This window comes from Streptomyces sp. NPDC029044 (assembly GCF_040637495.1).
Classification (GTDB): Bacteria; Actinomycetota; Actinomycetes; order Streptomycetales; family Streptomycetaceae; genus Streptomyces.
Genome location: NZ_JBEZWN010000056.1, coordinates 44,788 through 53,077, shown reverse-complemented (window position 1 = coordinate 53,077; position 8,290 = coordinate 44,788). Strand labels below are relative to the sequence as shown.

Here is an 8,290-nt window from a genome sequence, read left to right as displayed (position 1 = left end):
GCCTGGCGTCACCGCTCACATACGGATAGCCAGCTTCCGTAAGCAGTCCGATGCGCACCACCGCCTTGTCCGCATACGTTCGTCCCGCTGCGAGCCGCCGGGCAACGGCGGCTCCCCATACGGGAGATCGGGGGTGCACTCGTGCGCATCGGACTGCTTACGGAAGCTGGCTATCCGTATGTGAGCGGTGACGCCAGGCTCTGGTGCGACCGGCTGGTGCGCGGACTCGCCCAGCACGAGTTCGACGTCTACGCGCTCAGCCGCAGCCAGCACCAGGAGGACGAGGGCTGGATCCCGCTGCCACGGAACGTCCGCAGGGTGCGCACCGCACCGCTCTGGATGGCCGAGGACGAGGAGGTGGCGCTCGGGCGCCGCGCACGCCGGCGGTTCGCCGAGTGCTTCGGGGAACTGGCCGCCGTGCTGTGCGGAGCGCCAGGGGCTTCGTCGGGAGGCGCTTCCGGCGCTGCCGGAGAGATCTTGGGAAGTGCCTCCAGTGCCTCCGGTGCCTCCGGTGCCTCCGGAGGTTCTCCGACCTCGGAGGCGGACCGTTTCGCCAACGCTCTGTACGGGCTAGCCGAACTCGCCCGCGAGGAGGGCGGACTGACGGGAACCCTCCGGTCGGAGGCTGCCGTACGCGCCGTGGAGCGCGCCTGTCGCGCGCCCGGCGCCCATCGCTCGGCGCGTGAGGCGCGCGTACCCGATCTGCTCACCGTCGCCGCACATCTGGAGCGCGCCCTGCGCCCCCTCTCCCTCGACTGGTACGAGGACGACGGGCTCGGTGCGGTCGACCTCTGCCACGCCGCGTCGGGCGGCACGGCCGCCCTGCCCGGCCTGCTGGCCCGGCACTTCACCGGCGTGCCCCTGATGGTGACCGAGTACGGCGTGCGTCTGCGCACGCATTACCTCACCGCCCCGGACGCCCCGCCCGCCGTACGGTCCCTGCTGGCGGCCTTCCAGGGCCGACTCGCGGCAGAGGCCTACAGGCAGGCCGAGGTCGTCACCGCCGGCAACGCCCACGCCCGCCGCTGGCAGGAGCGCTGCGGTGCCGATCGCGAGAAGCTCCGCACGGTCTACCCCGGCATGAACGCCCGTCCCTTCGCCGAGGTGGGTGAGTCCCCGGACTGCGCGGACCCCGACACGCTCGTCTGGGTCGGACGCGTCGAGCCCGCCAAGGATCTGGTCTCGCTGCTGCACGCCTTCGCGGAGGTCCGCAAGCAGTCGCCCGGGACGCGTCTGCGCATCGTCGGCGGACCCGCCGGCCCCGAGGGCGCGGCCTACCTGGGCCACTGCAGGACGCTGGCCGCCCAGCTCTTCCCCGACGAGGCCGAGGGCCCGCACGCCGCCGGAGACAACCCGGTGTCCTTCGAGGAGACCGGCGGCCCCGAACTCCCGGCCGCCGCCGATGCCTACGCCTCGGGCGCCGTGACCGTCCTCTCCAGTGTCGTCGAGGGTTTCCCCGTCGGCCTCGTGGAGGCCATGCTCTGCGGTCGCGCGACGGTGTCGACGGACGTCGGAGCGGTCGTGGAGGTCGTCGGAGGCACGGGCCTCGTCGTACCGCCGCGCAATCCGCGGGCGCTCGCCGAGGCGTGCGTGGCGCTGCTGCGCGACCCCGAACGGCGTGCGCGCCTGGGAGCCGCAGCTCGTGCCCGGGCCCTCGAACTGTTCACGGTCGAGCAGAACATCGAGGCGTTTCACAGCATTTACCTGGAGATCGTCTCCCGCGCGCCCGTCCGCCGGGACCTCCTCGACGGAGCGGGAGAGCCGCTGCCGTTCGCGGTGCCCGCCGAAGCCCACGTACCCGTCCGCTGGACCGCCGCATCGCCCGACCTCGCCGCCCGCAGCGGCCCCGGCTGGGTTGCGAGCAGGCCCGTGCGCGCGACTACTCCGCTCCCCGCCCCGGAGGGCGCCCGATGAGCGACTTGGGCGAACTGAACCGTCCGGGAACTCCGGCCGGCCCCGGGGCACGGGATCTCCGCCCGGAGAAGGAACCGGCCACGACGATCACGGACCCGGCCACGACGGACTCGGCCGTCACGGCCCCGACAGCCCGTGAGCCGGCCGCCGACCCCAAGGTGCCCGGAACGGGTGAGCCGGCCGCCGACCCCAAGGTGCCCGGAACGGGTGAGCCGGCCGCCGACCCCAAGGTGCCCGGAAGCCGGCAGCCGGCCGCCGATCGCACCGTGCCGGACAGCCGGAAGCCGTCCGGCCCCAACGTGCCCGGGACTGGGAAGCCGTCCGCCGGCCCCGACGTGCCCGGAACGGGTGAGCCGTCCGCCGGCCCCGACGTGCCCGGGACGGGTGAGCCGGCCGCCGACCCCAAGGTGCCCGGAAGCCGGCAGCCGGCCGCCGATCGAACGGTGCCGGACAGCTGGAAGCCGGCCGCCGGCCCCAAGGTGGCCGGAACGGGGGAGTCGGCCGCGGGCCGCAAGGCGTCCGCCCCGCGTCGGGGCGCTGCCGACCCGGTGAAGGCGCTGATGCACCGTCACCGGGAACTCTGCGAGCGCGCGGTGGACCCCCTCGAGATCGCCGCGGGACTGGAGGCGCACGGCATCACCGACCGGACCGCCGCCCGCTTCCGCCACCGGGACGTCTTCTCCCTCGCCGAGGAGATGTACGCGCGCGTCTCCCGTGACGGGGACATCCCCCTGCCCGCCCCACCCGCCACGCCCCGGGTGCGCGCCGGCTGGGCCCTTCTGACGCTGCTGCCCGGTGCGCTGTGCGCCGCCGCCGTGACCGCCGCGCATCTCACCCATGGGCGGTCGCGCCTGCTCGTCGCCGCAGCCGGCGCCCTCGCCGTGGCCCTGGCACTCCGCGCGGCCCTGCGCCGAGGCCCCCTCAGCAGGACCGATACCGACCGGCCCGGACCACGGCCCGGCGCGGCCTCCGGCAGGACCGCCCCCTGGACCGTGTGGCTCGTCGCCTACTCCCTCCTGGGTAACGGCCTGCTCGACAGCGCCCTCGCCGGAGGCCCCGACGCCCTCCCCACCGGCACGGCCGCCGGCCCCTGGCCCGTCACCGCCGCCCCGGTCCTGGCCCTCGCCCTGGCCTGCGCGCCCGCCGCCTGGACCGCGCACCTCTTCACCGTGCGTACCCGTCGCCGACTCGGGGCCAGCCGCGGCCTGGAGGACTTCGCCGCCGCCGTACGCCCCCTCCTGCTCGGCACGTTCGCCCTGTTCCTGGGCGCCCTGGCGGCCCTGCTCGCCCTCTGCGCGGCAGTCCTCGACGAGTCCGCGGCCCTCGCGCAGGCCCTGGCCCTGGGCTCCCTCCTGTTCCTGGCCCGCCTCCTCACCACGCACGGCTTCACCTACGCCCCAGCCGTCGTCCTCACCGCGGCGGCCACGGTCGAGGGGGCCGCACTCGCCACGGTCTTCGCCTCCCGCCTCCCCGGTCTCGGCTTCGTCGCCACCCCCGTCGAAACCTTCGTCACCACCTGGGGCACCGGGAGCGTCCCCGTGCTCGCCTGCGGAGCGGCGGCGCTGACCCTCTTGGTCCACGCGACCCGCAAGCTGACCCGGGCCTCGGCCCACGCACCGCCGGAGCCCGCGCCGTGACCGCCCCGGACTCCGGCTCCGCCGCCGCCGGCGGTACCCGCCCCGTCCCTTCCTTTCCGCTCCCTTCTTTTCCGCCCCGAGGAGAAACCGCATGATCACCCACCCAGGAGCCCCGGCGACATGGGGAGCCGCGCGATGAGAGTCCTGCTGATCGGAGCCAACGGCTACATCGGACGCTTCGTCGCCGACCGTCTGCTCGCCGACCCGGCCGTGCAACTCACCGCCCTCGGCCGCGGTGACGACGCCGACGTCCGCTTCGACCTCGCCTCCGGCAGTCCCGGCGCCCTCACCCGCTTCCTCGACGCGGTCCACCCCGGTGTCGTCGTCAACTGTGCCGGCGCCACCCGCGGCGGGGCCCGCGAACTCACCCGCCACAACACCGTCGCCGTGGCCACCGTCTGCGAGGCCCTGCGCCGCAGCGGCTGCGGCGCCCGACTGGTACAGATCGGTTGCAGCGCTGAGTACGGACCGAGCCAGCCCGGCTCCTCCACCGCCGAGGACGCCGTGCCCCGGCCCGGCGGTCCGTACGGGGTCAGCAAACTCGCCGCAACCGAGCTGGTCCTCGGCTCCGGTCTGGACGCCGTCGTCCTGCGTGTCTTCTCACCGGCCGGACCCGGCACCCCCGCCGGTTCCCCGCTGGGCCGTCTCGCCGAGGCCATGCGCCGCGCCATGCAGTCGGGCGACGGCGAGCTGAAACTCGGCGGCCTCGGCGCGCAGCGCGACTTCGTCGATGTCCGCGATGTGGCCCGTGCCGTCCACGCCGCCTCGCTCTCCGCCGCGCAGGGCGTCATCAACATCGGCTCCGGCCGCGCGGTGCGCCTGCGCGACGCCGCCGCGGTCCTCGCCCGGGTCGCCGGATACGGCGGCGCCCTCCACGAACTCGACGGTCCGCCGGGCGCTCTGCGTTCGGCCATCGGCCACCCCCGCCCCGACCCGGACCACGCGCCCCCGGTCACGTACCCGTACCCCGACGGCTGCGGCAGCTGGCAGCAGGCCGATGTCCGCACCGCTCGCGACCGGCTCGGATGGCGGCCCCGGATCGGCCTGGAGGAGTCCCTCGCCGACATCTGGATGGAGGCGGCATGCCGCATCTGACCAGGTCCCGGCGCCACACCTCGGGCACGGAACTCCGCCCCGGCGTCGGCGTCCCGGGGTTCGCGCACCCCCTCCTCGCCCCCACCGAGTGGGGTGAGCTGACCCGCCCCGGCACGCCGCTGCACTGGGTGGTCCTCAACGTGTCCGACGGCCCCGGTGCCCGCCCCGACCCGCACTGCCTGGAGGCGGCGGGCCGACTGCGCAACGCGGGCATCCGCGTCCTCGGCCACCTCGACACCCGGTACGGCACCCGCAACTTCGGCGAGCTGATCTCGGACGCCCACCGGTTCGTCGACTGGTACCAGGTCGACGGCTTCCTCCTGGAGCGCTGCCCGGCGGACCACGCCGGACTGCCCGAGGTCCGCCGCACCGTCGCCACGCTCCGCGTGATCCGTGACGCTGCCCACATCGTCCTCGGTCACGGCATCCACCCGCACCCCGGCTACGTCGAGCTCGCCGACCAGCTGGTCACCTTCTCCGGACCCTGGAGCGACTACCGCTGGTCGCAGGTGGCCGAGTGGACCGCCGACCATTCGCCCGAGCGCTTCTGCCACTTCGTCCACGGCGTGCCCCGCCCCCATCTGACCGAGGCGCTGTGCATCGCCCGCCGGCAGGGCGCCGCGACGGTCTGGATCACGGACCACACAGACGGCGGCGGGGATGCCGACCCCTGGGAGGCCATGCCCGGCTACTGGGACGAATTCGTCTCGCGTGTCGGAACAGGTGTCTCGGAATGAAAAAGGGCATGGCACTGTTACGGGGAGAACAACCGTAGTGATTGACCGACCAACGGAGTCCCCGTGTCGCTGCCACCCCTGGTCGAGCCGGCTTCCGAGCTCACCGTAGACGAGGTCCGCAGGTACTCCCGCCACCTGATCATCCCCGACGTCGGGATGGACGGGCAGAAGCGGCTGAAGAACGCCAAGGTGCTGTGTGTGGGCGCCGGCGGCCTGGGCTCGCCGGCGCTGATGTACCTGGCCGCCGCGGGCGTCGGCACCCTCGGCATCGTGGAGTTCGACGAGGTCGACGAGTCGAACCTGCAGCGCCAGATCATCCACAGCCAGGCCGACATCGGCCGCCCCAAGGCCGAGTCCGCGCGAGACAGCGTCAAGGGCATCAACCCGTACGTGAACGTGATCCTTCACGAGGAGCGGCTCGAGGCCGACAACGTGATGGAGATCTTCAGCCAGTACGACCTGATCGTCGACGGCACGGACAACTTCGCGACCCGCTACCTGGTCAACGACGCCTGCGTGCTGCTGAACAAGCCGTACGTCTGGGGCTCGATCTACCGCTTCGACGGGCAGGCGTCCGTCTTCTGGTCCGAGCACGGCCCCTGCTACCGCTGCCTGTACCCGGAGCCCCCGCCCCCCGGCATGGTCCCCTCCTGCGCCGAGGGCGGCGTCCTGGGCGTGCTGTGCGCGTCCATCGGCTCCATCCAGGTCAACGAGGCCATCAAGCTCCTCGCCGGCATCGGCGACCCGCTGGTCGGCCGACTGATGATCTACGACGCCCTGGAGATGCAGTACCGCCAGGTCAAGGTCCGCAAGGACCCGAACTGCGCGGTCTGCGGCGAGAACCCGACCGTCACCGAGCTCATCGACTACGAGGCCTTCTGCGGCGTCGTCTCCGAGGAGGCCCAGGCGGCGGCCGCCGACTCCACGATCACTCCCAAGCAGCTCAAGGAGTGGATCGACGACGGCGAGAGCATCGACATCATCGATGTCCGCGAGCCGAACGAGTACGAGATCGTCGCCATCCCGGGCGCCCGGCTCATCCCGAAGAACGAGTTCCTCATGGGCACCGCCCTGGAGAGCCTCCCGCAGGACAAGAAGATCGTCCTGCATTGCAAGACGGGTGTCCGCAGTGCGGAAGTCCTCGCGGTCCTCAAGTCCGCGGGCTTCTCGGACGCGGTGCACGTCGGCGGCGGCGTGATCGGCTGGGTCAACCAGATCGAGCCGTCCAAGCCGGTGTACTGAGCCGCACCGGTCCTCCCTCTCCGAGCGGCGGGGGCTCCACGCGCCACGGGTGCGTGGAGCCCCCGCCGTCGTCATGAGCAGACCTTGCCGTCCTTCGGCACCGCTCCGTCCACCAGGTACGCGTTCACCGTGGAGTCGACACAGTCGCTGCCACTGCCGTAGGCGCCATGCCCCTCGCCCCGCCAGGTGAGCATCACTCCGACGCCCTTGCCCAGTTCGTCGGCCATCCGCCGCGCGCCCTCGTACGGGGTGGCCGGGTCGCCGGTGTTGCCGACCACCAGGACCGGTGCCGCACCGGGGGCGCTCACTTCCGGGGTGTCGTGCTGCCCTGGCACCGGCCAGTCGTGGCACCAGCCGGCCGTGTCCCAGCCGAGGAACGTCCCGAAGACCGGGGAGATCTTCTCGAACCGGGGCAGCAGCCGCTTCGTCTCGGCCATCGTCGGCCGCTGCCGGTCGTCCAGGCACGATATGACCCGTTGGGCGTGGGTCGTCGTGCCGTAGCGCCCGGACGGATCACGTTCGTTGTAGCGGTCGGCGAGGGCCAGCAGCTCCGAGCCGTCGCCCCGCTCGGCCGCGTCGAGGGCGCTGGTCAGCGTCGGCCAGCTGTCCTTGCTGTACAGCGGAAGGATGATGCCCGTGACCGCGAGGGTCTGAGTCAGCTTCCGCCCGGGCGTACCCGCCGCCAGGGGCCGGGCGTCGATCCGCCGCAGGAGGTCCGCGATCTTGCGCGTGCCCTCCTCTGGGTCCTGGCCCGTGGACGTGAGGTAGCCGTTCAGTGCGCGCTGGAAGCCCCTGGCCTGGTTCTCCGCGTGGCCCACGGTGTCGGCGCCCGGGTCGACCACCGCGTCCAGCGTCATGCGGCCCACCTTCTTCGGGAAGAGATGGGCGTAGGTGCCGCCCAGTTCGGTGCCGTAGGAGATGCCGAAGTAGTTCAGCCTGGAGTCGCCGAGGACTTCCCGGATGCGGTCCATGTCGCGGGCCGAGTCGGCGGTCGAGACGTGCGCCATCAGCTTCCCGGCCTCCTTCCGGCAGCCCTGGCCGAAGTCGGCGGCGTCCTCGAAGTACGCCTTCTCCTCGGCCGGGGTGTCGGGGGAGACGTCGACCGACTCGGCCGCCTGGATCTCCTTGTCACCCCGGCACCGCACGCCCTCGCTGGCGCCCACACCACGCGGGTCCCAGCTCACCAGGTCGTAGCGCTCGCGGAGCGAGGAGACGGTCGGGGCGTACGACGGCATCATGGACACCCCCGAGGCGCCCGGGCCACCGAAGTTGAACAGCAGCGACCCGACACGGTCGCCACCGCGAGCCTTGGCGCGGATCAGCCCCAAGCCGATCGTCTCGCCGTCCGGCTCGGACCAGTCCAGCGGCACCTTCAGCGTCGCGCACTGCCAGTCGCTGCTCGGTGCGGGGCCTTCGGCGGTGGCCTTGCAACGGCCCCAGGAGAGCCCACTCCTGTCGTCGTCGGACGAACCGGCGCCGCAGCCGGCGGCCAGCAGGGCCGAGGAGGCCGCCAGTGCCGTCCATCGAACGAAGCGCGTCATTGCCCATCCCCCCTCGCAGGCCGTCCGCTCTGTGCCGCGGATGGCGGTCAGGCCATGGTAGGCAGATCCCCGCGTCGGCCGTTTCAGCCTGTGGATAACTCTCTGACCTGCGAGTATTCGGCTC

The 8,290-nt window shown here is 72.9% G+C and carries 6 protein-coding genes; 5 read left to right on the top strand and 1 reads right to left on the bottom strand.

Annotated features, from left to right (window positions below):
* The first annotated feature begins 141 nt into the window (after positions 1-141).
* The 5 genes from AB0E85_RS31440 to moeZ all read left to right on the top strand — a co-directional run bounded on the left by AB0E85_RS31440 (position 142) and on the right by moeZ (position 6,625).
* Positions 142-1,914: a DUF3492 domain-containing protein gene (locus AB0E85_RS31440; protein ID WP_361934295.1), complete on the top strand. Its 1,773-nt coding sequence runs from the start codon at positions 142-144 to the stop codon at positions 1,912-1,914.
* 479 nt (positions 1,915-2,393) lie between these two features.
* Complete coding sequence (locus tag AB0E85_RS31435) at positions 2,394-3,551, top strand: hypothetical protein (protein ID WP_361934301.1); 1,158 nt, start codon at positions 2,394-2,396, stop codon at positions 3,549-3,551.
* 135 nt (positions 3,552-3,686) lie between these two features.
* Positions 3,687-4,646, top strand: a complete 960-nt coding sequence (locus AB0E85_RS31430; protein ID WP_361934292.1) for an NAD-dependent epimerase/dehydratase family protein — start codon at positions 3,687-3,689, stop codon at positions 4,644-4,646.
* Positions 4,634-5,383, top strand: coding sequence for a spherulation-specific family 4 protein (locus AB0E85_RS31425; protein WP_361934289.1), 750 nt, complete (start codon positions 4,634-4,636; stop codon positions 5,381-5,383). Before AB0E85_RS31430 ends, AB0E85_RS31425 begins: the two co-directional genes overlap by 13 nt.
* Before the next feature lie 63 nt (positions 5,384-5,446).
* On the top strand, positions 5,447-6,625 hold the full coding sequence (moeZ, locus tag AB0E85_RS31420) for an adenylyltransferase/sulfurtransferase MoeZ (protein ID WP_161363870.1): 1,179 nt from the start codon (positions 5,447-5,449) through the stop codon (positions 6,623-6,625).
* 71 nt (positions 6,626-6,696) lie between these two features.
* On the opposite strand, the gene AB0E85_RS31415 is transcribed toward moeZ, so the two are convergent.
* The gene (locus tag AB0E85_RS31415; RefSeq protein ID WP_361934285.1) at positions 6,697-8,166 is read right to left on the bottom strand and encodes an alpha/beta hydrolase; all 1,470 of its coding nucleotides are present in this window, start codon (positions 8,164-8,166) and stop codon (positions 6,697-6,699) included.
* Positions 8,167-8,290: the final 124 nt, after the last annotated feature.